Genomic DNA, 24,486 nt, shown 5'->3' with positions numbered 1-24,486 from the left:
TCATCAGTAGAGCCAGTGAAGCGATGAGAGGGCTCCAGTCGGGTAAGACTAAACGACAGTGCCAAACAAAAGGGCTGTGTCGTAGTTAGCTGTTGAAGTTTATCTTAAGCCTTCGGCTTCACCGATTGCGCTGCTTTTAGGGGACGATGTCGCTGCGGCGACAGCACATTCTTGTATACATTAGGGGAAACTTCGCCCCCTTTGCTATCCCCCTTGCCTTAGGTCGTAGTCCAAAACGCTTCGCTGGACTGCTCCAATGTGGCAAAAGATCAACGGCGGTAGTGCTTTCCCCTTGTATCAAAACTCGCCTAGCCGGTACTTTAACTGCATTGGCAACAACAATAGTTAATTGGTACACAGCCGACAAAAGGGGCCATAGCCCCTTATTAACTGCTCTATAGTCAGCCTTAACCTTTAAGGTAAGTCAACTGAGCCTCAGCGCTTAATGCCCCCGGACGAGCCGCACGAATGGCGGCAACGGTGGCATCAAACTCAGCATCCAATGCTAACGCGATCTTGGCAGCTACGAGCCCCGTGCGGCCAGTACCACCACGACAATGTACCGAGATCCGTTCGCCCGCGGCAGCGCTTTGTTGCAACTGCTCTAATGCATCAGCCCAACCCGCTGCAAACCTTTCCGCCGGCAGAGACTTATCAACTACGGGTAAGTGCAGCCATACCATATCTGCATTTTGGACGGTGCTGCCTAAGGCGGTCAGTTGAAACCGATGCAGTTCTTCGCTGGTCAAGGTAGTTACCACCACACCGACACCAGCTTGCTTTAGCAGCGCTATATCAGCGGCGATAGCGCCATCGAGGCCTGGAGCTGAATGCAGTGCAAACGCCAATTCACCAATCTCGGTAAGAGCCAGTTGAAAAGCCATCGTTATATTCCTAAGTAATCAAACAGTGCAATGTATCGATATCCTATTACAAATCAGGACAGCAACAACATAAGTTGCCTATGTAATAGCGCCTTTTCACCTTAAATTGAACAAGAACAAACTCGTCGAATTAATAAGATTCGTGCGTTATCACCGAGGCATTGCTGTTGCCAAGCTGAACAAAACTTCGAAGTTTACAAAACAGTTAAATAATTGTTGCATAGCAACCTCCATATACCCTTAAATAAGCATGAAGTTAACAAGCACTTATATTGAGGAATGTATGAAAAATCTAATAAAAGCGGTATTACTCATCGGTGCAGTTGCATTGTCAGGTTGTGCTTCAACCAGCTTACATCAAGATATCAAAACCAAGTCTGCCACGGCGCAGGATGCGAACTTGGCATCCTACTCAAGCTATAAGTGGGTACTGGGTAAAACGGCTTTGCACGACTACAACAAACAATGGAAAAAACGTAACTATGATTTAGATTCCGAACTGCGTTTTCTGATCAACAAAGAGTTACGTGAACGTGGTTTGAAAGAGAATAAATTCGCAGCTGAGCTGGGTGTTGTATACAGCATCGGTGTCGACATGCTGCACACCGAAACCGTCCACGACGATACCAAAAATATTGATGAGCTAAAAAATGTACCTAAAGGCGGACTAGTTATCGCCCTTATCGATATGAAAACTCGCAAGGCTGTCTGGGTAGGAACCGCATCCGCTGCGATTCAAGAAGGCAATAACGCCGCTCAGGAAGATGAGCGCATCAGCTACGTCGTCGAAAAGATGTTCGAAAACTACGGTGAATAATAGCTAGCCGCATTACTTCGAACAGCAAAAATAACACCGCATTACTCGCTGAGATGATTGATGCGGTGTTGTTGTTTCAGCAATAGAGCTGTGCACGATCAAGCTACATCAATAAACTTAATTGCTGCGTCTTGGCATCGTCCAGTGTCACACTGATCCCCACCAACCGGACTCCTCTCCCCTCACCGCGCTGATAACCAGTATGCAATAAGGCACGTAAGGTGTTCTCTTCTAATTGGTGTGCTTGGCAAGAAACAGTGGTTTGTTGAAAATCACTGAATTTAAGCTTCAAATTAAGCCCCTTAAAGCGCTTGGTGCCTAACCGCTGACTGAGCTTTGGTAACAACTTGTGCAGCTCATGCAGGCACTCGGTTTCACTGCCAAGATCTTCAAACAGGGTAGTTTCTACTCCGACCGATTTACGCTCGCGATGACTGACTACTGCGCGGTTATCGATGCCTTGGGCTCGTTGGTGCAGTACCGGACCAAACTTACCAAGCCATTGCGCTAGTTGCTCCGGTTGGTGCTTAAGTACATCAGCACCGACATTAAGCCCTCGAGCGGTTAATCTTTCTGCCGTTTTAGGGCCAACGCCAGGGATCTTTCGAAGTGGCAATTGCGCTGCGAAGGCCTCCGTTTCGCTGGGCAGCACAACAAACTGGCCATTGGGTTTGTTTTCATCGGAGGCGATCTTGGCGATAAACTTACAGTTGGCTATGCCTGCCGAGGCGGTTAGCCCTGTAGCGGCAAGAATCTCGGCGCGGATCTGCTTGGCAATGAGGGTCGCGCTGCCACGGTGTAAAGTGCAGTCCGATACATCTAAAAATGCCTCATCAAGGGAAAGAGGTTCAATCAGATCAGTGTATTTGGCAAAAATAGCGCGGATCTGCTGCGAGATTTGTTGATAGACCTGCATTCGGCCGGGAACAATAATTAAGTTAGGGCAACGGCGGAGCGCTTCACCACTGGGCATAGCACTGCGCACCCCGAATTCACGAGCTTGATAATTACAGGTTGAGAGCACCCCTCGGCCACCAGCAGGGCCGCCGACGGCTACTGGTTTACCTGCCAATTCTGGATGGTCTCTTACCTCTACCGCAGCGTAGAAGCAGTCCATGTCTACATGAATTATCTTTCGAGCCACGTCACCATACCTGTATAAAAACACAGTTACTATAACAGTGGCTGCCAAAGCTGTCATCAATCAAAGTGGCTAACGCTGTTACTCCAGCTCATCGACATAACGTTCACGGATGGCATCAACCTCATCCAATTGCGCAAGCAAAGCGTCAACGCAATCCGGGTCAAACATGGTACCGCTGTTGTCTTTAAGGAACTGACAAGCACTATTAAAGGGCCATGCACCTTTGTATTTGCGATCACTCAATAGCGCGTCGAATACATCGGCAACGGTAACGATTCGGGCTTCAATCGGGATCTCTTTGCCCTTGAGACCATGGGGGTAACCTTTGCCGTCAAATCGTTCGTGGTGGTGCAGAATGATGTTCTTAAGTCGGCGCAGCATATTGAGATCATCGACCCCCATGCCCAGTTCGACATGATTAATAATATCCACGCCATACTGACAGTGTTGATTCATAATCGCCCGTTGCTCTGGAGTAAAGCGTTCGGTGCTAAATAAGATATCGTCTTGAATCTGATACTTGCCAATATCGTGGTAACGAGCATAACGGCGCACTGTAACCACATCGGTATTATTGAGCAACTGTTGCTGGGCCATGTGGCTGGCAATAAGTACGCTATAGGCGCTCATGCGCTCGAGGTGCGCTTCGGTTTCAGGGTCGCGAGCATGGCCCATCTTGAGGGTTAACCCCAAGCCGGAACGGAGCATGGTAATTCGGCGGTAAAGATAGATCTTTACCTGAGTCAGCAGCTGCGCGATCTGCAAATACTCATCAAGGTGATGGCTTTGCTCAAACGCAGCGAGCTGATCACTGTTCAGAAACAGATAGCCAATCAACTGTTGGTTGGCCTTAATCGCAAAGGTAAAGCTGCTGCGGTGGCCACGCTGATACAGCTTGTTCAGTTGACTATGATGTTGCGCTAACGGCTGGAGATCGTTAATGCACTCGAAGCCATCTCCTTGCGCAATTTCCGCCAATGCTCGCGACACCGATAAACGGCTCTGATAAAAGATATCGTCATCAGAGCCGGCAAGCCGGTCATGCACAAAGAAACTGTAAACCTCGTCCCCTTCGACCGAGGCCACGCATAGACGTGACAGTTTCGGGTATTGCGCAAACAACCAGCTGGTGGCCGCTCTAAAGGTATCTTCCGCTGACGACTCAGTCGCAATCAAATGGTACAGCGGCATTAGTTTCTTCATTCACACGTTCTCACTGCGTAGGATCGAGGCAATGATACGCTGTCGCTAACCTTAACAAGTACCGCTTAGAATAACATTCATTAGCGATCTGTGAAGCGAGTCACCTATCCTGACAACCACAACCGCTAACACCAATTAAAACGGTCAATTCATCAGCAGCAAATCGTTTTATTGAGCGGTTTCACTGTCATTAACATAGGTTTTAAAAGCGTCTGAATAAAAGGTATTGAATTGCCCACTAATGCTCTTTTCAATCAGCATTACTGGCATCTTATGCTCATTGGCGTAAGCCAAACTGGCTTCAGTACCCATAATGCTAAATGCAGTAGCAAAGCCATCAGCTCGCATGCAAGAGGGGCTAAGGACGGTAACCGAAGCCAAACGATTGGTGATCGGTGCACCGCTGCGTGGATCAATTAGGTGAGAAAAACGGGTCCCATTTTCTTCAAAAAAGTTGCGATAGTCACCCGATGTCGCCACTGCCATGTTACCCGGTTCAATCACTTGAAATAGCTCTCGACCAGCGGGATCTGGTCGTTCAATCGCAATCCGCCACGGCTTGCCTGCCGGCTTCGTACCGCGCAGACGTAACTCACCGCCAATCTCCACCATATAACTGCCGATCTGATGTTGCTCGAGCAGATCGGCCACAACATCAACCCCAAAACCTTTAGCGATAGCTGATAGATTAAGAGTTAATAACGGCTCACTCTTGCTCAAGGCGAGATCATTAAGGCTAACTTTATTGATGCCAGAGAGCGCCTGCGCCATGGCAATCTCGCGAGGACTTGGAGCTTGCTCTACCTGCCCTTGAGGGCCAAACCCCCACAAATCGATAATTGGTGCGATGGTGACATCCAGTGCTCGCTCGGTTTGCTCCGCTAACCAGATCGACTCAGCCATCACCGTCGCAAAGTCATGATCGATGGTCATCGGCTCGGTACTGTCGTAATGATTAAATCGGCTAATCAACGAATCCGGCTGCCAATGTGACATCGACTGATTCACCGCTACTAAACGGTCATCGATCTTTGTTTGCAGTTGCTGTGCCTGTGCCGCATCGCCAACCCAGCTAATGTGATAGCTGGTGCCCATGGTACTTCCTTCAATCTTCACCACTTGTGCTGATGGGGTGCAGCCTGAAACAAAAATGGCCAGCCCGATTAAGGCCAGCCATTTGGTAACGTTTTGATATGTCATCAATATCCGTATGAGTTAGGTCTTATCCACCGAAATCATCTAACATAATGTTTTCGTCTTCAACACCTAATTCTTTCAGCATGTTAATCACAGCCGCGTTCATCATCGGTGGACCACACATGTAGAATTCACAATCCTCTGGGGCTTCGTGATTCTTCAGATACTCTTCAAACAAGACGTTATGAATAAAGCCGGTGTAACCTTCCCAGTTATCCTCTGGCTGAGGGTCGGAAAGCGCCACGTGCCATTCAAAGTTGTCATTTCCAGCCGCAAGGCCATCAAAATCTTCAACATAGAACATCTCACGTTCAGAACGTGCACCGTACCAAAATGAGATCTTACGCTTAGAGTTAAGACGCTTAAGCTGGTCAAATATATGTGAACGCATTGGAGCCATACCAGCACCACCACCGACAAACACCATCTCCGCTTCAGTGTCTTTGGCAAAGAACTCACCGTATGGACCGGAGATCATCACCTTATCACCCGCTTTTAGGCTCCAGATGTACGACGACATCTTACCCGGTGGCAGCTCAAGGTTGCGCGGCGGCGGCGAGGCGATCCGCACGTTCAACATGATGATTCCTTCCTCTTCTGGGTAGTTTGCCATTGAGTAAGCACGCAAGGTTGGCTCATCAACTTTAGACTCCAGCTTGAAGAAGCCGAAATGTTCCCAATCGCCACGATACTCTTTCGGTACGTCAAAATCGGCGTACTTAACATGGTGTGCAGGGGCTTCGATTTGGATGTAACCACCAGCACGGAAAGGCACTGATTCGCCATCTGGGATGCCAAGCTTAAGCTCTTTAATAAAGGTGGCTTTGTTATCGTTAGAGATAACCTCGCACTCCCACTGCTTAACGCCGAACACCTCTTCTGGCAGTTCGATATCCATGTCTTGCTTAACCGCTACCTGACAGGCCAAACGACAGCCTTCACGGGCTTCACGCTTGTTCACGTGGCTGGTTTCTGTTGGCAAAATATCGCCACCACCTGAGTGCACTTTAACGCGACACTGACCACATGAACCACCACCACCACAGGCAGATGAGATGAAGATGCCATTGCCCGCCAGTGCGCCCAACAGCTTATCGCCAGGCGAAGTGGTAATCGCTTTGTCGCCATCACCATTGATACTGATGGTTACGTCGCCGTCTGGTACTAATTTGGATTTCGCAAATAAAATAACGAAAACCAGCGCGATCACAATCGCGGTAAACATGGCAACGCCGAGTATAATTTCCATCGACTATTCCTTTAACTTCTCTACGTTAGCGTCGCTTACAGCGACACCCCGGAAAAGGACATAAAGCCCAACGCCATCAGGCCGGCGGTAACAAAGGTAATACCTAAGCCACGTAACCCATCTGGCACATCGGAGTACTTCATCTTTTCACGGATCGAGGCGAGCAACACCAGTGCTAGTGCCCAACCAACACCTGCACCTAAACCAAACACTACCGACTCACCAAAGTTGTAATCTTTGTTGGCCATAAAGGATACGGCACCAAAGATTGCACAGTTAACGGTTATCAACGGCAGGAAGATCCCCAATGCGTTGTATAGCGGTGGGAAGTACTTATCGAGGGTCATTTCCAAAATCTGTACCAATGCCGCAATCACACCGATAAAGGTAATAAAGTTAAGGAAACTTAAATCCGCTTCTGGCATGCCTGCCCAAGCTAATGCGCCCGGAGCAAGAATGTTGGAATAGATAAGCTGGTTTACCGGTACTGCTAATGTCAGCACCACAATCACGGCGATGCCAAGGCCAATGGCGGTGGACACTTTCTTAGACACCGCCAAGAATGTACACATCCCCAAGAAGAAGCTCAGCGCCATGTTTTCGATGAATATCGCCCGTACGAATAGGCTAATGTAATGTTCCATAGCGCCTCCTTACTCCTTTGGCTCAACTTGATCTGGCTTCCAGGTGCGAATCGCCCAGATGATGAAGCCAATCAAGAAGAATGCGCTTGGTGGGAATGACATCAAACCGTTCGGGTAATACCAACCCCCTTCAGAGACCTTGGTGAAGATCTCGATACCAAACAGGGTTCCGTTACCTAACAGTTCACGGAAAAAGCCAACGGTAAGCAAAATTACCGAGTAGCCTAAACCGTTGCCAATACCATCAACGAAGGCTGGCAGTGGTGGCGACTTCATCGCGTACGCTTCCGCTCGTCCCATCACAATACAGTTGGTGATGATCAAGCCAACAAACACCGAGAGCTGCTTCGAAATCTCAAAGGCATAAGCCTTCAATACTTGGTCAACTACGATTACCAACGAGGCGATAATGGTCATCTGCACGATGATCCGTACGCTCGATGGAATGTGGTTACGCATCATCGAGATAAACAGGTTAGAGAAAGCGGTTACCACGGTTAATGCCAACGACATTACCAAAGCGGTTTCCATCCGTGTGGTTACTGCCAAGGCAGAACACACTCCCAACACCTGCAGTGCAATTGGGTTATTGGACCAAATAGGACCAACCAGAACCTCTTTTAATGACTGCTGCTGACTAGCCATTGTTCAGACCTCCATTGCGAGCCTTAGCAATAAAGTTGCCATACCCTTCAGCACCCAACCAGAATACGAGACTGTTGGTCACGCCGTTACTGGTTAGTGTTGCGCCTGCGAGACCATCCACACCGTGGATGTCACCCACTTTAGCGCCGCCTTTAACTACCTTGATGGCAACATTGCCAGCCTTATCGAAGGCTACCTTTTCAGGCCACTTAGCTTTCCACTTCGGATTCTCAACCTCGGCACCCAGACCAGGTGTTTCACCCTGTTCGTAGTACACCAACGCTTGGATGGTATTGAGATCGCTTTCTAATGCTAAGAAGCCGTACATGGTTGACCACAGACCATAACCGTGGATTGGCAAGATAACGGTTTCAACATCACCGTTTTCTCCTTTGACCAAATACAACACACCATCATTAGCACGGCGGCTAATCGAGGCGATGTCATTGGCTGGTTTAGTCGAAGTTTCTGGGGCACGGGCAGCTTTACGTTGGTCATACAACACCGGGTCAACGCCATCGACGTAATCCCCGCTGCCGAAATTAACCAAACGAGGTTCAATGTACTTGTTGTAGGTAGTCGCGATATCGCCACCCTCTACTTCAATACCAGCCGCTTCCAGAATGTACTTTTGCTTATCTTGCAGCTTGTTTTGCAGCTGCTGTGGCTTTAACGCTACTGCGGTACCGGATACCACCAGTGAACACACCAGACACAGTCCTAAAACTACGCCTACGGTTTTGCCAAAAGAGTCATTGGATTTAGACATTACGTGCCTCTCTCCGCTTGATGTTGGCCTGTGCCACAAAGTAATCGAACAGTGGCGCCCACAGGTTGGCGAACAGGATTGCGAGCATCATCCCTTCAGGATACGCCGGGTTAACCACACGGATTAACACCACCATGACGCCAATCAAGATGCCGTATGCCCATTTACCTTGGTTGGTAAATGACGCCGATACTGGGTCGGTCGCCATAAAGAACATACCGAAGGCGAAACCACCCATAACCATGTGCCACGTCCACGGCACATTGAACATGTAGTTGCTATCAGAGCCGATGGCATTAAACAAACTGGTAAGGGCAATCATGCCGACCATCACACCACCGACGATGCGCCATGAGGCGATGCGGGTGTACATAATAACCAAACCACCAATAGCCAGAGCTAAGGTGCTGGTTTCACCAACACTGCCACCGATGAAGCCGTAAAAGCTGTTCCACCATTGCGGATCGGAGAACGCTTGCATCCAACCGTAGTTAGCGAAATCAACCGCACCAGAAGCCGCTTGACTCAACATGGTAGCGCCGGAAAAGCCATCTGCAGCGACCCAAACTTCATCACCGGAGATCTGCGCTGGGTAGGCGAAGAACAGGAAGGCGCGACCCGCCAACGCTGGGTTTAGGAAGTTACGACCGGTGCCGCCGAACAGCTCTTTGGCAACCACAACACCAAAGGTGATACCAAGGGCAACCTGCCACAGTGGAATGGTTGCTGGCAGCGTTAGCGCAAACAGCACCGAGGTTACGAAGAAGCCTTCGTTAATCTCGTGTTTACGAACTGAGGCAAAAACCACTTCCCAGAAACCACCAACGGCGAAGGTCACCGCATAGATTGGCAGGAAGAAGCAGGCGCCATAGAACATCAAGCCACCGATGCCAAGACCTGCCCCCATCTGCCCACCTAAGGCTTCAAACAGGGACACCTGCCATACATTCGGGCTTGCAAAGCCGGCTGCCAAGGCTTCTTGCGCCTGCAGACCGACGTTGTACATACCGAAAAACATGGCAGGGAAGGTACACAACCACACGGTGATCATCATTCGCTTCAAATCGATGTTATCGCGAACGTGAGTACCACCACGGGTAGTACTACCTGGGGTGTACAAGATGGTTGCCGCCGCTTCATATAGGGCATACCACTTTTCGTATTTACCGCCCTTCTCGAAGTCCGGCTCAATACGCTCAATGAAGTTTTTTAAACCCATTAGCCTTCCCTCTCGATAATATCTAGGCACGCACGTAGCTGTACCCCGTAATCGTATTTGCCAGGGCAAACATAGGTACACAGAGCCAGATCTTCCTCAGCCAACTCGAGACAACCAAGCTTCTGAGCGCCGTCGGTATCACGGGCAATGAGGTCTCGTAATAACAAGGTTGGCAACATGTCTAACGGAATAACCCGCTCATAGTTACCGATTGGCACCATGGCACGCTTCGAACCACCGGTACTGGTAGTCATGTTAAACAGCTTGCTTGGGCTTAAATGAGACAGGAATGTACGGGTAAATGAGTGTTTATTTGAGCCTGGCATAACCCAACCAAACAGCTCTTTCTCATCGCCCTGCTCTAGTACCGTCAACTGTTGGTGATAGCGGCCCAAAAAGCACACTTTACCTTCGGCGGTACGGCCGTGCAGTGCAGAACCAGATACCAATCGAACGTGTGACTGGGTTAATTGGCCTTTGGCGATCTGACTCAGATCGGCACCAACATGAGAGCGAACCAAACATGGTTGTTTAACGACAGGTCCAGCAAACGAGATAACCCGTTGGCTATGCAGCTGACCGGTAGTGAACAGCTGACCAATGGCAATAACGTCTTGGTAGTTGATATGCCACACCATGCGAGTTGCACTTACTGGCAACACATGATGGATATGGGTGCCCACCAAACCGGCTGGGTGTTTACCACCGAACGAATGAGACTCAACTCCAGCAATCGCATTTGGCAACGGTGACGTCGCACCATGGCACAGATGCACTTTACCGTCGGTTAAACGTGTCAATACCTGCAAACCCTGAGTAAACGCTTCGGTTTTCTCAGCGAGAATAACATTGGGATCAGCGGCTAACGGGCTCGTATCGATTGCGGTAACAAAGATTCCGGCAGGAACGGAACCTACGGCAGGAATTTTATCAAATGGGCGGGTTCGCAGGGCGGTCCATAAACCACTATTAACTAAATTGTCCTGCACGACTTGGCGACCAAGTTGACCTAACTGGTTTGCATCAAAGGATTCAAATGCAACTGCATCGTCCCCTTGAATGTCGATAACTACCGACTGCAATACTCGTTGAGCACCACGGTTGACTTCGGAGACTGTGCCACTGGCTGGGGCGGTAAATAACACCCCTGGGTTTTTCTTGTCTTCAAAGATCGTCTGACCTTTTTTGACGGTATCGCCCACTTTCACCTTCATGGTGGGGCGCATGCCAATGTACTCTTCACCTAAAATCGCAACCCGAGTGACTGTTGGGCCATCCTGAATTACTTGTTCTGGTTTGCCGGCGAGGGGCAAATCCAATCCTTTATTTATTGTAATCATACTCACTTGCACTGCTTTGCTGTGAAGTCCATGTGCCGGTACGCTGAGGAGATTAAGGAAGGAAAGTGTTAAGGGAGAACGAGGTTCAAGCCCTTGATGACACCTGCACACCTCAAGCGCAAACTTTTTATCTTTTTGCGACCCGCGTCACGGCGACTCGGGCGCATCATAACCCAAGCCAGCAATCTGAGCCACGAAAAATACAAGGTTCACCTACAGAAATGCACATTTCAATTAACAAAAGTTTCAAGATGGTTCTTTTTTCATCGTTTGTGAGACTTTATCCCTTTAAAAGCAATCACTAGGGAATGAGTACAATTAAAGAAAACAGTGCTGGGAAAAGCTGCATTAACGAGAAATTTGTACTGTTCACTATCCCAGCTGGAGTTGTACAAACGTCAGCCAAGTAGGTTAATTGACTGAGCTTAGTCGCATTGCCACAAGCGACATCACAGCCTCAAGTTGTCGTACTATAAAATGGCTGTGTACCAACTAAGTGTTGTTCTTTCCAAGGCTGTTAAAGCACCGGCTAGACGAGCGCCGATACAAGGGGTTAAGCACTGCCGCCGTTGACCTTCTGCCGTATTGGAGCAGCCCAGCGAAGCGTTTGGGGACTGTGACCTAAAGCAAGGGGGATTAAAAAGGCTGTGTACCAATTAACTGTTGTTGTTTCTAATACAGTTAAAGCACCGGCTAGGCGAGCGCCGATATAAGGGGTTAAGCACTACCGCCGTTGACCTTCTGCCGCATTGGAGCAGCCCAGCGAAGCGCTTTGGAGTGCGACCTAAGGCAAGGGGGCATTCCAAAGGGGGCGAAGCTCCCCGCTAATGCATACAGGAATGTGCCGTTGCCACCGCGACATAACCCCTTAAGAGTACTGCAACCGCTAGAGCCGAAGGCTTGATATAAACCTCAACACTTAACTGTGACACCGCCATAGAAATGGACAATTACCGACGTTATGAATGATGAAAACGGGATCGCCGATAACCTTAACTCAGTTTAACACCGTTAGAACGCATGCTAGCCCACACAGAAAAAATGAAATACTAGCGCTGCTGTGTTTTCGTTGGATACGACCATTAAGTGAACTCGTTTGGACTGCAAGCCAGAGCATAGATGGGCACATGTATCGAATAGATACAACACTTGCTGGTGCTGGTGCTGGTGCTGGTGCTGGTGCTGGTGCTGGTGCTAGCATCATCGCAATATCGTCACGTTAAACCACATTAGTCGTTATCGTCGTAGACTTGAGGCAAGCCTTAACAGTCAGCTTCGACACAACCTAAAAAGGCCCGCGACATCATCGATATCACAGGCCTTAGAACAAGCGATTAACTGATTACAACTGTTGCAGTTGTTCCGCCGATAACGCTAACGCATCGTTACGATTGACGCCGATGCCACGAGCGAGGATGTCGGTCGCAATGGCTTTAGCTTCATCGAGGGAATGCATCTCGTAGGTGCCACACTGGTATTCATTCAGCTCAGGGATCTGCTCTTGTCGCTCCACCGCCAGTACATCCTTCATGCTCGCTTGCCACGCGGCGGCTACTTCGGCTTCGGTTGGAGTGCCAATCAAGCTCATATAAAAACCGGTGCGACAACCCATTGGCGATAGATCGATGATCTCCTGCTCACCCTGATTGAGGTGCACACGCATAAAACCAGCAAAGAGGTGCTCAAGGGTATGAATACCACGCTCCGTTAAGATCTCCGCGTTGGGCAAACAAAAGCGCAGATCGAACACGGTAATCACATCCCCTTTGGGGGTTTGCATCGATTTGGCAACACGAACCGCCGGTGCCTCCATCTTTGTGTGATCCACGGTAAAACTGTCTAACAGTGGCATTGGGTTCTCTCCATAATTCCGTATGCCCATAAAAACTAACCCCGCTGAGAGGCGGGGTCAATTTGCAGCGAACACTTTTGCTACTGATTAATCATTTGGTCGTAGGCATTTTCTGAGATTCGGTGATAATTGCGCACCCCATTGGCGTAGGTTTGATAGGCCTCCAGCACCTTCTTCATCGCCGGATCCTTCGCCGCTTGCTCCGCCATCACTTCAGTCGAAGCAGCGCGCAGCGCCGCCAGCACTTCCGGTGGCCACGGCTTTAATTCGATGCCGTGATCTTCAGTTAGGCTGCGCAGTGCTTCGATATTGCGGGTGGTGTACTCATCCAACATAGCTTGGTTCACCGCTTGCGCAGCGGTAACTACAATCTCTTGTAGATCGGCAGGTAGCGATTTGAAAGCCTGTTCGTTGATCATAAACTCCAGCGCCGTGCCAGGCTCATGCCAACCAGGGTAGTAATAAAACTTTGCCGCTTTGTGCAGCCCAAACGCGAGATCATTGTATGGACCAACCCATTCAGTGGCATCAATGGCACCGGTTTGCAGGGCGGTGAATAACTCGCCTCCAGGCAGGGTAACCGGTACTCCCCCAAGACGGGACAACACTTCGCCGCCTAAACCAGGCAAGCGCATCTTAAGTCCCTCCAGATCCGCCAGCGAATTGATCTCTTTATTAAACCAACCGCCCATCTGCACGCCGCTGTTGCCGCCAGGCATTGGGATCAACCCAAATGGTTGATAGAGCTCTTGCCACAGCTCTAAACCGCCACCTTGATTCAACCAGCCGTTCATCTGTTGCGCATTCATGCCAAATGGGATGGTGGTAAAGACCTGCGCCGCTGGCACCTTACCTTTCCAGTAGTACGCGGCACTGTGGCCCATCTCGGCGGTACCTTGACTCACTGTATCGAACACCTCAAACGCCGGTACTAAATCACCGGCACCGTAGACCTTTACCTTCAAACGCCCAGCAGACATCGCTTCCACTTTTTTCGCGAAGTTTTCTGGCGCGACCCCAAGCCCAGGGAAGTTCTTTGGCCAGGTCGTAACCAACTTCCACTCATAGGTTTTTACCTCAGCGGCTGGGGCCGCCGAGTTAGGTTGTGATTGCTGTTCCGGGGCACAGCCGAGCAAGCTCATTAACGCCAAGCCGAGACTCAATCGTTTCCATGTACGCATTAGTTAGTTCTCCTTAATAAATTAACCGTAGATTTGCTGTGGCAACCAGGTGGCCAATCCTGGCCAGAATGCGAGCAACAGCATCATTAACAGCTGAATGGCGATAAACGGGGCAACGCCTCGGTACAACATGCCGCTAGTAAGTTCTGGTGGAGCAACTCCGCGCAAATAAAACAACGCAAAGCCAAAGGGGGGGGTTAAAAACGAGGTCTGCAGATTTAGACCAATCATGATCCCTAGCCAGACGGGATCAAGCCCGAGCATCAACAGGGTTGGCGCCACCATCGGCACCACCACAAAGGTGATTTCAATAAAATCGAGAATAAAGCCAAGTAGGAAGATAACCAGCATGACAATAACGGTTGCGCCAATCACTCCACCAGGCAGGTCGGACAGCGCCTGATGGATAAGGTCTTCACCGCCAAGGCCGCGAAAAACTAACGAGAACAGTGCTGCACCGATAAGGATCATAAACACCATGCAGGTCACCTTCACCGTCTCCTGCAGCACATCTTTCATCCGTACCCAGCTCAGTTGGCGCCGTAACAACGCCAAGATGATCGCCCCTAAGGCCCCTACAGCAGCGGCTTCGGTTGGCGTCGCTACCCCCATGAGAATCGAACCTAATACCAGCAGGATCAAACCGATAGGAGGCACCAACGCCGACAAGACGTTGAGCAATAGTTTGCGGTCCAGGGGCACCGCTTGTATCGGCTCAAATTTATCGGGATGACGGTAAGCAAGCCACAGGGTGTAGATAATATATAACCCCACTAAACAAACCCCCGGCACAATGGCACCGGCAAACAGATCGCCAACCGAGACAGTCTTAGGAGAGAAGCTGCCCATATTTAGCTGTGCTTGTTGATAGGCACTGGAGAGCACATCACCGAGCAACACCAAAGCGATCGACGGTGGAATGATTTGCCCTAAGGTGCCGGTGGCACAGATGGCACCAGAGGCGAAAGCCGGATCGTAGCCGCGCTTTAACATCGCCGGCAGTGACAGCAACCCCATGGTCACCACGGTCGCACCGACAATACCGGTACTGGCCGCCAGCAACATCCCCACCAACAACACCGAGATAGCCAAACCGGCACGAACTCGGCCAAACAATTGCCCCATCGAGTCGAGCAGTTGCTCTGCTAATTTGGAGCGTTCCAATACCAGCCCCATCATCACAAACAACGGCACCGCCATTAGGGTTTGGTTATTGAGAATACCGAATAAACGATTAGGTAAGGCGCCGAGAAAAGCGGCATCGAAATGACCAGTAGCTGCACCGATAAGGGCAAACCACAGCGCGGTTCCCGCTAAAGCAAAAGCAACTGGAAAACCACTGAGTAGGATGACGCAGACACATACAAACAGAGCGATGGCCATCATGACTTAGCACCTCGCAACGTCATTATACAGCGACTTATCTCCGCCACGGCTTGTAGGATTAAACCAACCACCAACGCCAGCAGCAGCGACTTTTGTAGATATACCAACGGCAAACCACCGGCTTCGCCAGACCCCTCCCAGCGTGCCCAACTCACCATAACGTAATTCCAGCTAGTGAAACCGAAAAACAGCGCAATCGGCAGCAACAGCAGTAGATAACCAGCTAGATCGACCAACGCTTTACGCCGCGTCGACCAATGCCGATAGAAGATATCAACTCGCACATGGCCTTGATGCAATAGGGTATACCCTGCGCCAATGGTAAATACCGCCCCGTGCAGATAGAGCACCGCCTCCTGCAACGCAATGGAGCCAATGGCAAAGCCGTAGCGCAACACCACCACCAAGCCAGCCAGCAGCACCATCAACAAAAGAAGGTAGCCACACAGCTGCCCAAGCCAATGACTGATCCGATCCAGTGGGCTAAAAGCGGTATAAGGTTCTGACATTTAGGACTGTTAATTTGAGAGAGGTAACAAAGTATTAACAGTATGGTAGAAGAAAAGGAACCGTTTCCGACTGCGGAAGCGTGTCTGTTAGACAAAAGTACTAGGGCTTGAGGGGTATCGATTGGCTGATGGCATCGGCCTATACCGATACCACCTCAACTACGCCTATTAGCTAACACAACTTGGGGTACGTGGCGCTCCCTGCTGCTCTGCCCACTCAGTTGGGGTATAGGTATGCAGTGCTAAGGCGTGTAATTCACCGCTAAGTTCATTCGCTAAAATGGCGTTAATACGGCGATGGCGAGCAAGTAATCGCTCACCTTCAAAACGGTCGCTGACCACAATTAATTTATAGTGACTGTCTTGCGCTGGGCCACGGTGCATATGGCTTTCATTGATCACGTCCAAGTGAGTGGTCGCCAATGCCTCGGTTACTTTTTCGGTAATAGTTTGCTTCATTGACATTGGGGGCTCCTTAACGCCACATCGGCGCTCAAATTTTGTCATTGATGGGCTGGTTATACCGCAACCTCAACGCCGATGATAGTGCGGAATAACCTGACGAAAGGTTAAACTTATCCGTGCCTGTTGAGCGGTACTGCTACCGAGCGAATGGTAAACCCCAGCAGGCAACCACAATAAACTACCAGCGGTTAAGGTAATCCCTTTCGATGGCCCAATTTGCCACCGCAAACGTAGGCTGCGACTCTGCCCCAAAGAGACAATGGCGAGGTCCGGAGTGGAGCCTAATTCCGGTTCATTATCTCGGTGCCAGCCCATCTTATCGTTGCCATCTCGATAATGATTTGCTAACACCGCATTGAAGCGCCAGCCACCAAAGTCATTTAACCGATGGGTTAGTTGCGTCAACGTCTCATCAAAGGGTTCTGGCTCAAGCAACATACCGCTGTAGCGATAAGCACAACCCGGCTGCCCCAGATAGCATTGCTGTCGAGGGATGCGGTGACGTTTACCAAACATCTGCAACAGCGGCTGCTGCCACGGTAACTGTTGCAATTGTGGCCATAATTGCCGCTGTTGGGCTACTGGCAGCCAATTTTTCCAGTAACTTGCCAACAATCGTCCACTATCATCAAATAGGCGCTGTTCTTGCATCGTCATGTTTGCGAAAATTACTCTTTTGCCACGGCCATCTATCATGACCCCTTTTGTAGTCAACGACATTGAGCTCAGCCTTGAGCGTTTCCCACCGGTTGCCGAGCAACAATTACAAGCGTGGGATGCCGCCGACGAGCTGGTTATCGCTCAACACCAATTTGATGCTGGCGAGATCTGGATCTTTAACGACCATTTCGGTGCCATCGCCTGTGGCTTACGCGCCGACGACAGCGACAGACCATTGCGCTGGATCAATGAGTCCTTTGTTGCTCACCAAGCACTAGAACAAAATCTTGAGTTGAACGGCTTTGAGCCGCTCGACGAGCTCCACCAGCAAGTAGAACAACTAAAAGGCGTTGATGCCCCAGTGGGCGTGATCATTAAGTTGCCGCGCAACCTCCGCCTACTGACCAACCAACTGGATTGGCTCAACCAATACTTACCCGCCGGTATCCCAGTGGTTATCGCCGCTCGCCAAAAAGATATGCCAACCACGCTGCCAGATCTCACCCGTCAGCTATTGGATGAGGTCCGCCCATCCCGCGCGGTGAAAAAAGCGCGCCTAATTTACGGCGTGAGCTGCGAGCGTAACAGCGGTCAACCGCTGTTGAACAGCTGGCACTGTGATGAGATCAACCAAACCGTTCACAATCTACCCAACACCTACGGCAGCCAACGGTTAGATATTGGCGCTCGAGTGCTACTAGATAATCTGCCTAAATGTGGCGGCACCATGATCGACCTAGGTTGTGGCAACGGCGTGCTCACCGCAGCTATGGCGCAGAAAAACCCCAATTGCGACATCATTGCCACCGACGAATCTTGGCACGGTTTGGAGGCTTGTAAGCTCAATACCACCCAATACAACGATCGTATCGAGTACCTGTGGAACGATTGTCTCTCTGGTGTCGATGGTGGCAGCGTTGATCTGGTGCTGTGTAACCCTCCATTCCACCAGCAGCAAGCGGTCACCGACCATATCGCCTGGCAGATGTTCCGCGACGCAAAGCGGGTACTCAAGACTGGCGGCAAGCTGCGCATTGTTGGTAACCGCCACCTGGCCTACCACATCAAGCTAACACGCCTGTTTGGTGGTTACGACACCATCGCCTCAAACGCCAAATTTGTGATTTTGGAAGCGCAGAAGCGTCGTCAAGAGATCGATTACTGAACAATATCCTCATCACGCGGGCTCTGCTATCCTGCCCGCGTTCTTCTATTTTGAGTAACTCAATGAAAAAACTGCTTTTAGTCCTTAGTGTGATCCTCGGTGGTTGTGCCACACAGCCGACTAATTTGGTATTGCAGCCTATCGACACCAGTAACCTGCAACACAGCCAAGTGGCACCGCAAGCCATCGCCATCAGCAGCCAAGATTTACGAACTGAAACCTACTTGGCTCGAGTTCGTAAGGAGGGAGAACCGGCACAACTGGTTACCGCAGGCAACAACCCGCGCATGTTGATGCAGAACGCCATCGCTACCGGTTTCACCCAGTTGGGCTACCAAGTTAGCGGCGACGCTACCACCCAATTGCAGCTGCAGTTAGACAAGTTACAGGTCGACGTTGCCCAAGAGACTTTAGAGCACAAAGGCAGCAGTATTGCGGCGGTAACGGTTAAGCTGATCAAACCCAAACAGGAGCTGACCAAACGCTTCGTTGCCAAGGGCAGTTTTAAAGGGGTTATGGCAGCAGATGCCGCGCAGATGGAGTCGGAGCTTAACGCTCGAGTTCAGCAGCTATTACAGGCGGTGATTAATGACCAAGAGATCCATCAATTCATCAACCAAGGAGTGGTCCAATGAAACGATTTTTAATGGCATTTACACTGATGCTGCCATTATTGGCCAATGCGGCTAACGACATCCAACAAGACAACCTATTCCCAACGGTTGAATTTGAAACCAGTAAAGGCACCTTGGTGGTTGAACTAGATCGCAGCCGTGCCCCCCTCACCGTTGACAACTTCCTCCGCTATGCCGTTGACGGCGCCTACGACAACACCATCTTCCATCGGGTGATTGCCGACTTTGTGGTGCAAGGCGGAGGTTACGATCCTGACCTCAATGATGTGCCTGAGCGTGATCAACTGGTGAATGAGTCCGGCAGCGGCTTAACCAACAGCTTAGGAACCATTGCCATGGCCCGTAGCAATGAACCGCACAGCGCCACCAACCAGTTCTACTTCAACCTCAATGACAACTACAACCTTGATCCATCGTCTCGTCGTTGGGGTTATGCGGTATTTGGTGAGATCACCGAAGGCGAAGATATATTGCAGCAATTGGGAGCGGTTGCTACCAAGTTCAGTGCTGAGTTAGGTGCTCCCAATGTGCCAGTCGAGCCACTTATTCTAAAAAAAGTGACCCTACGTCCAGAGTGATGCCAGAGTTGCTCTTGTTAAGCTCAGACCCATCAAGGTAGTCTGAGCTTAACAAACTGTTTTATGTCGCAAAGGATCTCGTGACTTCCCTCTCCCACCGGTTTGCCGCTTGGTCGGTATACGCCCATAAACGGGTGTTGACGCTATTTACCCTTGGCTTTTCATCTGGGCTACCACTAGCACTGGTGTTTGGCACCCTCTCTTTTTGGCTACGTGAAGCAGGCATAGAACGCTCTACCATTGGCTTTCTTAGTTGGATAGCGCTTACTTACAGCATTAAATTTCTCTGGGCACCGCTGGTTGATCGGGTTCCCATTCCCGGCTTAACCCGCTGGTTAGGCCGACGCCGGGCGTGGCTGATATTGGCGCAAAGCATCCTGATTGCGGCGTTGGCGGCTATGTCGTTCTCTGATCCACAGCAAAATCTGCAGCAGTTAGCCTTGCTCGCATTGGTGGTGGCATTCGCATCGGCAACCCAAGACATCGCCGTTGACGCTTTCCGAATTGAAGCGGCACCAGAAAAGATGCAGGCCGCATTAGCAGCCGCTTATCAGATGGGGTATCGCTTAGCGATGATCTTCTCCGGCGCCGGTGCACTCGCCATTGCCGCTTGGGCCGACCCCGACCCCAACGTTTATCACGTGGCAGCCTGGCATGCGGCCTATCTAGCGATGGCGGTCACTATGCTAGTTGGCGTCGCGGCGACGCTATTGAGCGCTGAGCCCGATGTCGACCGCAGCCAAGCGGAACAACTGCAACAACAGCTCAACGCTCGTTTTGCTCACCTGCCTGCACCAGTGGCGTGGATATATGGAGTATTTGTTGCGCCATTTCAGGATTTCTTTAGTCGTTACGGCAAGCAAGCGCTGCTGATCTTGGCGCTCATTGCGACCTACCGTATCTCCGATATCGTCATGGGGGTGATGGCCAATGTGTTCTATGTTGATATGGGCTTTAGCAAGGCTGAAATTGCTGCTATCTCCAAGATCTACGGCGTACTTATGACCTTAGTGGGAGCCGCGGTTGGCGGTGCCTTGGTTTATCGCTACGGCACCATGAAGGTTCTATTCTTAGGCGGTTTATTGGTAGCAAGCACTAACCTACTGTTTGCTTGGCAGGCGGTGGTTGGACACAACATTCCGTTGCTAACCTTGGCTATCTCCGCTGATAACTTTAGTGCGGGGATCGCCACTAGCGCCTTTATCGCCTACCTTTCTAGCCTTACTAACATCGCCTATAGCGCCACCCAATATGCGCTGTTATCGTCAATGATGCTGCTGTTCCCCAAGTTCGTCGCCGGCTTCTCTGGTGTGATGGTTGACAGTCTTGGCTACGTTGGCTTCTTTATCGCCGTAAGCCTAATGGGCCTGCCGGTATTGTTATTGATTGCGTTGGCAATGCGGCGTGAGAGCACAGCAGCCAAGCTCAATCCCGCCAGCTAAGTTACTGCACCGTCGAACGATTCTCAGCATCAAGCGCCACGTTGAGGCTACTTTGTCTGTTGCAAAGTCACCATTGGTCAACGTTTTAAGCTGCTTAAATAGGGTTCGTTAACAAGATCTAAATTTCTGAAAACACCATGTACTCCGCCACCGAGAAGAGCGTCACTGCAGCCAATTCAGCAATTGCGAAAATAGCTACCGACTCTTAAATCATCTGTTTGAAAGTGAAGGTGGATCATGAAAACTAAATTAAGTTTACTCGCAACGTCACTGTTATTAGCAACCTTGAATGCTAACGCCGGCAGTGTTGATGGATTGAAAGTTCGGCCAACCAAGGGATCGCCATTGGGCGTTGTGATCAACAACCCTTACGAGAACGCGCCACTGACTGCTTTGGTAACTTTACGTGGCCATAAGATCTCTGATGTTAAGGTAACCATTCAACCTAAAGATGATGGTGTTAAAATTAGCTATCCGGTTGAAGATATGCGTCTGCTTGATGAAGGTGGCGTACCTATCTTTGGTTTATATCCCGACTACTTGAACACCGTCACCGTTAACTTCACCGAAGACGGTAAACGCAAAAGCTACGACTACAAAATTCTGACACCCGATATCGACATGGGCTTTGGTCAAGATATGTGGGCAAAAGCACCAATCACCGACGTTCACCACGTCGACGCTGACTTTAAAGACCGCATCTACTTCCTCTCTTGGACCGGTAAAGACGGCAAACAAGCGAAGATGGCGCACAACAACTTGCATGCACCGGGTGCGATGGCATGGGAAGGGACTCCAGGCTTCTTTATGATCGATACCGCCGGTGAGATCCGTTGGTACCTGAACCCATACACCACCCACAACTCTGACGATTACTACGGTACCGGTTATGCCATGGGCATGAACGTAACCAAAGACGGCAACATGGCATGGGTTCAAGGTCAAACCTGGAAACACATGACCGTGATGGGTCGGATGATCTCAGAGCACCACCTACCTGGTGAGTTTATCGATGCTACTCACGAGGCACTTGAAGGCGCTAACGGCAACTTCTTTATCCGTGTTGCCAGCAAAGACTATAAAGCACCAAACGGCAAACTGGTTAACACCATTCGCGACCAAATCATTGAGGTAGACCCTAACGGCAAACTGGTTGATCACTGGGATCTGGCTGATATTTTAGATCCGAATCGCGAAGCAGCCTTGCTGTCGTTGGATGCTGGTGCAGTATGTTTGAACATTGATGTGGAACAATCTGGCCACCAGGTAACCGCAGAAGACCTTAAAACCGCCCCTTACGGCGATATTCCTGGCACTGGCGTTGGCCGTAACTGGGCTCACGTAAACTCGGTAGATTACGATCCAAAGGATGATTCGATCATCATTAGTTCACGTCACCAATCTGCAGTGGTTAAAATTGGCCGCGACAAACAAGTTAAGTGGATTCTGGCTGCTCGCGAAGGCTGGAACGATGCTTTAGCGAAGAAACTGCTGCAACCAGTAGACTCTAAAGGCAAAGCAATCTCTTGTACCGACGCTGGTCAATGTGAAGGCGATTTTGACTTTACTTGGACTCAGCACACCGCCTACATGGTGCCAGAAAAAGGTACCCTAACCGTATTTGATAACGGTGATGGTCGCCACTTAGAACAACCAGCAATGCCAAGCATGAAGTACTCTCGCTCGGTAGAGTACAAGGTTGATCCACAGAAGATGACCGTAGAGCAGGTATGGGAATATGGTAAAGAACTGGGCTCTGAAGGTTACGCACCGGTGACTTCCATCGTGAAATACCAAGCCGATAAAGACAGCCTGATGAGCTACTTCGCATCACCTGGCATGTTCGGTAAAGGCGGTGGTATGGGCAACATGAAGTGGGATGAAGATACTGGTGTCACCAAGTCTATCTTGGTTGAACACCGCTACGGCGAGAAGGAACCTGCGGTTCGCATCGATATCGATGGTAACCAGATGTTTAAAACAGGTTACCGTGCTCAGGTAATTCGTATCGACGATATGATGAAGTAATTTTATCGAACTTTAGTTCGAACTGAGACTCAGGGCTGCCATTAATCGATGGTAGCCCTTGTTTGATTTGATAACCTATATGGATGGAGTTAACTGAGCTGCAACAGCGCATCATCACCCATGCGCACTCATTAATTGAGACCAATGGTATTACTAGCTTCCGTTTTTCAGAGCTAGCAACCATTGCTGGCTGCTCCAAAAGCACCCTCTACCAACTGTTTCCCACTAAAGAGGATCTGCTGTGTTGGATTGCGATAAGCAACGTTAACGACATCATCGCATACGCTGAATCCATTGCTGATAATCCCAACCTTAGCTGGCGTGAAAAGATCCTTTCAAAAGTGATGTTCGATATCGTGCGTTCTTGGTATGCCACAGTGCCGCACCTGTGTTTAAGCTTCGTCATTGCTAATCGCTACGTCTTAGAACACGCCTGTAACGACACCATCAGCCATCTACAGAAAAACTTTGCCCACATTCAACGCTGCAATCAACACCTTTGGCACGGCGCCGTTATCGCCGGTGATCTCGACTGCAGTGACGAGGAGATCATCTACGTCAACAAACTGCTGCACATCTTTCAGCGCGGTGCCGTTTCTGTCGGTATGAATGAGTTGATGCGCCGAGCAGGGTTTCATATCCACTGCCTTGAACTGCTGACTGAGTGTGACCTGCTGTTAGAACGACTTAATTGGCATGACACTCCGGCACGGACCGAACTTATTCTTGCCGGCCTGCTCCATGACCTAGCCATCTCCACCGAGCAACAAACCATGATCTGCCAAGACCCATTGCGAGACGAACAAATAGCGCCAAGCATGGGGGACGGTTAAGCTCGCTTCAGATTGAACGTTACGCTGCTACCGTTGAAGAATAACGTACCCCACCTCCAAAAATTTCAAATAAAAAAGGAGCCGTAGCTCCTCTTTTAGATTAGTTGCCGCAGTAAATTAATCGCGCATGTTGTCAAACTGCAACGGCTGATCTTGCTCACCACTACGAAGCAACGCCATGACCCCTTGCAGATCATCGCGCTTCTTGCCAGTTACACGAACTTTATCGCCTTGGATAGAAGCCTGCACCTTTAACTTGGCGTCTTTAATCTGCTTAACGATCTTCTTAGCGTAGTCTTTCTCAATGCCCTGCTTAAAGGTGCACTGACGGCTTGCAGTTTTGCCGCTAAACTCGCATTTTTTAGCTAGCTCCATCGCTTTGGCATCCACCTGTTGCTTAGCTAGGTTGCCGCGCAGCATGGTTTCCATTTGACTGATTTGAAACTCCGCTTCCGCCTTGATGGTTACCACCAGCTCTTTCTGTTCGTAGCTGGCTTCCACCCCGCGAAAGTCGAATCGTGTCGCCAGCTCGCGGTTAGCGTTCTCAACAGCGTTACGAACGTTAACGGTGTCAACTTCAGAGATAATATCAAATGATGGCATTGGGGCTCCCAAACGGTATTTTTGCAATTTTTGCTAGT

24 protein-coding genes are annotated in these 24,486 nt (G+C 50.1%); 7 read left to right on the top strand and 17 right to left on the bottom strand.

All coding sequences use genetic code 11. The features are described 5' to 3' along the window. Positions 1-407: 407 nt before the first annotated feature. Positions 408-884 carry a phosphatase domain-containing putative toxin gene (locus tag HER31_RS01070; protein WP_168658872.1) on the bottom strand — a complete coding sequence of 159 codons (477 nt, stop codon included), beginning with the start codon at positions 882-884 and terminating at the stop codon, positions 408-410. A gap of 283 nt (positions 885-1,167) precedes the next feature. Here HER31_RS01070 and HER31_RS01065 point away from each other — a divergent pair, with 283 nt between their 5' ends. Beyond that, entirely contained in the window at positions 1,168-1,701 is a 534-nt protein-coding gene (locus HER31_RS01065) for a DUF4136 domain-containing protein (RefSeq protein WP_168658871.1), read from the top strand. Between the two features lie 103 nt (positions 1,702-1,804). Here the strand turns inward: HER31_RS01065 and dinB are convergent, their stop codons facing one another. The 15 genes from dinB to HER31_RS00990 all read right to left on the bottom strand — a co-directional run bounded on the left by dinB (position 1,805) and on the right by HER31_RS00990 (position 17,161). Continuing rightward, positions 1,805-2,818: a DNA polymerase IV gene (dinB, locus tag HER31_RS01060; RefSeq protein ID WP_420811012.1), complete on the bottom strand. Its 1,014-nt coding sequence runs from the start codon at positions 2,816-2,818 to the stop codon at positions 1,805-1,807. A gap of 105 nt (positions 2,819-2,923) precedes the next feature. Beyond that, the gene (locus HER31_RS01055; RefSeq protein WP_168658869.1) at positions 2,924-4,048 is read right to left on the bottom strand and encodes an HD-GYP domain-containing protein; all 1,125 of its coding nucleotides are present in this window, start codon (positions 4,046-4,048) and stop codon (positions 2,924-2,926) included. Between the two features lie 168 nt (positions 4,049-4,216). Continuing rightward, a complete protein-coding gene (locus tag HER31_RS01050) occupies positions 4,217-5,248 on the bottom strand; it encodes an FAD:protein FMN transferase (RefSeq protein WP_168658868.1) in 1,032 nt (343 codons plus the stop codon). A gap of 22 nt (positions 5,249-5,270) precedes the next feature. Next, on the bottom strand, positions 5,271-6,494 hold the full coding sequence (gene nqrF, locus HER31_RS01045; protein WP_168658867.1) for an NADH:ubiquinone reductase (Na(+)-transporting) subunit F: 1,224 nt from the start codon (positions 6,492-6,494) through the stop codon (positions 5,271-5,273). A 35-nt stretch (positions 6,495-6,529) separates the two neighbouring features. Further along, complete coding sequence (nqrE, locus tag HER31_RS01040; RefSeq protein ID WP_168658866.1) at positions 6,530-7,138, bottom strand: NADH:ubiquinone reductase (Na(+)-transporting) subunit E; 609 nt, start codon at positions 7,136-7,138, stop codon at positions 6,530-6,532. 9 nt (positions 7,139-7,147) lie between these two features. Further along, positions 7,148-7,783, bottom strand: coding sequence for an NADH:ubiquinone reductase (Na(+)-transporting) subunit D (locus tag HER31_RS01035; protein ID WP_168658865.1), 636 nt, complete (start codon positions 7,781-7,783; stop codon positions 7,148-7,150). Beyond that, positions 7,776-8,552, bottom strand: coding sequence for a Na(+)-translocating NADH-quinone reductase subunit C (locus HER31_RS01030; protein ID WP_168658864.1), 777 nt, complete (start codon positions 8,550-8,552; stop codon positions 7,776-7,778). Before HER31_RS01030 ends, HER31_RS01035 begins: the two co-directional genes overlap by 8 nt. Further along, positions 8,545-9,771, bottom strand: coding sequence for an NADH:ubiquinone reductase (Na(+)-transporting) subunit B (locus HER31_RS01025; protein WP_168658863.1), 1,227 nt, complete (start codon positions 9,769-9,771; stop codon positions 8,545-8,547). Before HER31_RS01025 ends, HER31_RS01030 begins: the two co-directional genes overlap by 8 nt. Continuing rightward, entirely contained in the window at positions 9,771-11,111 is a 1,341-nt protein-coding gene (locus HER31_RS01020) for a Na(+)-translocating NADH-quinone reductase subunit A (RefSeq protein ID WP_168658862.1), read from the bottom strand. Before HER31_RS01020 ends, HER31_RS01025 begins: the two co-directional genes overlap by 1 nt. A 1,342-nt stretch (positions 11,112-12,453) precedes the next feature. Beyond that, positions 12,454-12,963: an S-ribosylhomocysteine lyase gene (luxS, locus tag HER31_RS01015; RefSeq protein WP_168658861.1), complete on the bottom strand. Its 510-nt coding sequence runs from the start codon at positions 12,961-12,963 to the stop codon at positions 12,454-12,456. Positions 12,964-13,043: 80 nt separating this feature from the next. After that, positions 13,044-14,144, bottom strand: coding sequence for a TRAP transporter substrate-binding protein (locus HER31_RS01010; RefSeq protein ID WP_168658860.1), 1,101 nt, complete (start codon positions 14,142-14,144; stop codon positions 13,044-13,046). Positions 14,145-14,165: 21 nt separating this feature from the next. After that, a complete protein-coding gene (locus tag HER31_RS01005) occupies positions 14,166-15,530 on the bottom strand; it encodes a TRAP transporter large permease (RefSeq protein WP_202983579.1) in 1,365 nt (454 codons plus the stop codon). Then, complete coding sequence (locus HER31_RS01000; RefSeq protein WP_168658859.1) at positions 15,527-16,039, bottom strand: TRAP transporter small permease subunit; 513 nt, start codon at positions 16,037-16,039, stop codon at positions 15,527-15,529. Before HER31_RS01000 ends, HER31_RS01005 begins: the two co-directional genes overlap by 4 nt. A gap of 168 nt (positions 16,040-16,207) precedes the next feature. Further along, positions 16,208-16,504 (bottom strand): BolA family protein, encoded by a 297-nt coding sequence (locus HER31_RS00995; RefSeq protein WP_168658858.1) that lies wholly within the window; start codon positions 16,502-16,504, stop codon positions 16,208-16,210. Positions 16,505-16,570: 66 nt separating this feature from the next. Next, positions 16,571-17,161, bottom strand: a complete 591-nt coding sequence (locus HER31_RS00990; RefSeq protein WP_168663055.1) for an alpha-ketoglutarate-dependent dioxygenase AlkB — start codon at positions 17,159-17,161, stop codon at positions 16,571-16,573. Positions 17,162-17,198: 37 nt separating this feature from the next. Here HER31_RS00990 and HER31_RS00985 point away from each other — a divergent pair, with 37 nt between their 5' ends. From HER31_RS00985 to HER31_RS00960, 6 genes are all read left to right on the top strand, one after another. Then, positions 17,199-18,329 carry a methyltransferase gene (locus HER31_RS00985; protein ID WP_168658857.1) on the top strand — a complete coding sequence of 377 codons (1,131 nt, stop codon included), beginning with the start codon at positions 17,199-17,201 and terminating at the stop codon, positions 18,327-18,329. A 62-nt stretch (positions 18,330-18,391) separates the two neighbouring features. Then, complete coding sequence (locus HER31_RS00980; RefSeq protein WP_168658856.1) at positions 18,392-18,964, top strand: YajG family lipoprotein; 573 nt, start codon at positions 18,392-18,394, stop codon at positions 18,962-18,964. Further along, the gene (locus tag HER31_RS00975; protein WP_168658855.1) at positions 18,961-19,542 is read left to right on the top strand and encodes a peptidylprolyl isomerase; all 582 of its coding nucleotides are present in this window, start codon (positions 18,961-18,963) and stop codon (positions 19,540-19,542) included. Before HER31_RS00980 ends, HER31_RS00975 begins: the two co-directional genes overlap by 4 nt. Positions 19,543-19,622: 80 nt before the next feature. Further along, a complete protein-coding gene (locus HER31_RS00970) occupies positions 19,623-20,984 on the top strand; it encodes an AmpG family muropeptide MFS transporter (RefSeq protein WP_168658854.1) in 1,362 nt (453 codons plus the stop codon). 237 nt (positions 20,985-21,221) lie between these two features. Further along, positions 21,222-23,012 carry an aryl-sulfate sulfotransferase gene (locus HER31_RS00965; protein ID WP_238786872.1) on the top strand — a complete coding sequence of 597 codons (1,791 nt, stop codon included), beginning with the start codon at positions 21,222-21,224 and terminating at the stop codon, positions 23,010-23,012. An 83-nt stretch (positions 23,013-23,095) separates the two neighbouring features. After that, entirely contained in the window at positions 23,096-23,845 is a 750-nt protein-coding gene (locus HER31_RS00960; protein WP_168658853.1) for a TetR/AcrR family transcriptional regulator, read from the top strand. Positions 23,846-23,962: 117 nt separating this feature from the next. On the opposite strand, the gene HER31_RS00955 is transcribed toward HER31_RS00960, so the two are convergent. Further along, positions 23,963-24,448 (bottom strand): YajQ family cyclic di-GMP-binding protein, encoded by a 486-nt coding sequence (locus tag HER31_RS00955; protein ID WP_168658852.1) that lies wholly within the window; start codon positions 24,446-24,448, stop codon positions 23,963-23,965. Between the last annotated feature and the right edge of the window lie 38 nt (positions 24,449-24,486).

This window comes from Ferrimonas lipolytica (assembly GCF_012295575.1).
Classification (GTDB): Bacteria; Pseudomonadota; Gammaproteobacteria; order Enterobacterales; family Shewanellaceae; genus Ferrimonas; species Ferrimonas lipolytica.
Note: the sequence above shows the minus strand (reverse complement) of the source record. Positions and strands in the feature narration are given on the sequence as shown.